At 47.0% G+C, this 2448-nt stretch carries 4 protein-coding genes; 2 read left to right on the top strand and 2 right to left on the bottom strand.

Going from position 1 to position 2448, the window contains the following annotated elements; all coding sequences use genetic code 11:
- On the top strand, nt 1-169 hold a 169-nt coding region (locus RMO84_RS11665; RefSeq protein WP_310488627.1), incomplete at its 5' end, for an ATP-binding protein.
- A 91-nt stretch (nt 170-260) separates the two neighbouring features.
- Here the strand turns inward: RMO84_RS11665 and RMO84_RS11660 are convergent.
- A complete protein-coding gene (locus RMO84_RS11660; RefSeq protein WP_310488626.1) occupies nt 261-857 on the bottom strand; it encodes a hypothetical protein in 597 nt (198 codons plus the stop codon).
- A 98-nt stretch (nt 858-955) separates the two neighbouring features.
- Nucleotides 956-1885, bottom strand: a complete 930-nt coding sequence (locus tag RMO84_RS11655) for a DUF1517 domain-containing protein (RefSeq protein ID WP_310488625.1) — start codon at nt 1883-1885, stop codon at nt 956-958.
- 251 nt (nt 1886-2136) lie between these two features.
- Here RMO84_RS11655 and RMO84_RS11650 point away from each other — a divergent pair.
- Nucleotides 2137-2448: type I restriction-modification system subunit M N-terminal domain-containing protein (locus tag RMO84_RS11650; RefSeq protein ID WP_310488624.1), on the top strand; the 312-nt coding region annotated here is incomplete at its 3' end.

The following is a 2448-nucleotide window of genomic DNA, read 5'->3' as shown; positions in this document are numbered from 1 at the left end:
GCAATTTTATCGCGTTCCCAGCAGCGATCGATCGACACAGACTGGTAGCGGATTGGGATTGGCTCTGGTTCAAAAGTTAGTCACCCAACTCAACGGACAAATCCATGTCACTAGTACTGCGGGGTGGACGGAGTTTGCCGTGAAGTTGCCAGTGGGCGATCGGAATTAGGGGATAGGGGATAGGGGATAGGGGATGGGGGATCGAGAGAAGGCGGAATTGCGCATATTTGGATAATATGCGCTTGATGTTAATCGATCGCTCACTGACTTAATATCCACTTGAGAATGCCAAGAATTTTCTGCACCGGTGTAACTAAATAATTAGTAGGATCGATCGTGACATTGCTACCTTCTAATTTTAGAAATTGCCATAGTGTACCACTAGTTACACAACCATAAATAGCTGGAATACTGCTATTTTTAAGCTGATTATAGCTTTGAGCTGCTACCATTTCAGCTACACATTGACCCAGTCCACTTTCAATCTCACCTCGTTTAGCCTCAACTAACATTAATACTGGAGCATCGATTGTAAATTGATTTTCAGATTTGCTAAATAGAAAATCACAGAAGCCATTTAAACCCTTCTCCTGGTCTACATTAAACTCCTCACCAGAAAACAATTGCACTTGCCGATCGACCAATCTTCTGGCCTGAACTAAGATCGGGCTAACCAGTAACTCAGACTTAGCCTTTTCAGATTTTGCAACCTCAGCTAGAGCAAATGATTCAACAAAAATAGTTAAAAATTCTGATTGAGGCTCAGAGATCGGAAAAAGTTCGCAAAACCGATTATTGATTAACTGTAGATCGAACTTGTCTTTAACTGACTCTAAAGTAAAATTATTGTATGCCATTCGATCGCCTCAGATTAATTTGGCTCACCTTACAACTCACTTGAAAAGCCTCCCCAGATGGGGAGGCTCGATTGGTTAACAGTGTTAACAGCAGACTACTAGACTAACTTGAGGTCGGGATAGTAGGCGTGGATATCGTCCGTTGTGAGGGCATCACCATTGGCTTGAGGCGTCCAGATGGCTTCGATCGCGACGATAGAGCTAGCATCGAGACTGCCGAGCATTTGGAGGGCTTGGCGCAGATCGTCTTGGCCGTTTATTTTGGGCAATTCGAGCGCGCGAGTAGCGGCAACCAGCAGCGTCACGATGATGTATTCTGCCCGTTCTTGCTCTTGCTCTTGCTCGACTGTGACTAACTCGCCAGTGGAGTTGAGTACGGCATTAGCATTTGCCTGACGGAGTTGGTTGTTAACCTTGCTGAGGGTTTCGGTCGTAAATTTACCGCGCTCGTTGAGGGACAACTGATTGAAGACGGCTTCAGCGCGATCGAGTTTAGCTTGTTGGGTACCAGTTTTACCGTATGTCCAGTATTCGGGGTGACGCAGCAATTCGAGGCTGGTTTCTTGGAGCAGGTGCATTCTGCCACTAGCTGTCTCGGCGTTGACAGTCTCTGCCAATTGGTCTAGTTTAGACTGAACGCTCCGGGCGTCTGCTAGCAAACCAACTTGGATTTGAGCGATCGATACTTGAGGATTGTACGTATCACCTTCAAAATTATCACCACCAGCTACCCGACGGAAAGTGTTGAGTAAAAAGCTACCAACTGCGAACATAATCAACAGCGAGAATAAGCCACCACCGCCACCACCAATGAAGGGGAGAAAGAAGAACGGCGACGAGAAACCACCACCTGGCAAATAGCCGCCACCACGGCTGGGATAACTATTGCTAGGAGAACCATAGCTCCGACTGGGAGCGCGGAAAGAACCGCCCCCAATTCGTCCGCCACTCCGTGCGGCGAGTGCATCGCCAGTTTGAGCAAACACGAGAGTTAGGACTAGTCCGACTGCTACAAATGTTTTCACCATAGGTTTAAGGAGAGCGCGCAGTTTATCAATCATAACTACCTGTAATAAAAGCTTATCTATTCTTTTAATGTAACGACTTTAACAATCGCTGGCCGTTACTTACCGAATTTCTTCAATTTTAACGCGGGCGATCTGAAGGGAGCAGTGTCGATCGATGTAGAGATAACCGATGCGATCCCCGATCTCGATTCTTTGTTTATTGGCGTGCTGTTGATGATGAGATCTTGGTACCGATCGATTCAAATGGCACTATGATGACAATCGATACTTCCACACCAGCCAGTCTGACTATGACTACCGCCGAAAATTCCAACCATCAAGAGCTAGTCGGTTTTATCTGGAGTATTGCTGATAAACTCCGAGGGCCATATCGTCCGCCACAGTATCGCAAGGTGATGTTACCGCTGATTGTGTTGCGGCGGTTGGATTTGGTATTGGAGCCGACTAAGCCAACGGTGTTGGATGCGAAGGCGAAGTATGAGGCGATGGGTTTAACGGGAGATGCGTTTGAGAAAGCCATTGCCAAAGTTGCCATTGGTGGCGACAGACAGCAGCCGCTGTAT

Source organism: Chamaesiphon sp. VAR_69_metabat_338 (assembly GCF_031423935.1).
Lineage (GTDB): Bacteria > Cyanobacteriota > Cyanobacteriia > Cyanobacteriales > Chamaesiphonaceae > Chamaesiphon.
The sequence above is the reverse complement of the archived record's forward strand: the minus strand, read 5'-3'. Positions and strand labels throughout refer to the sequence as shown.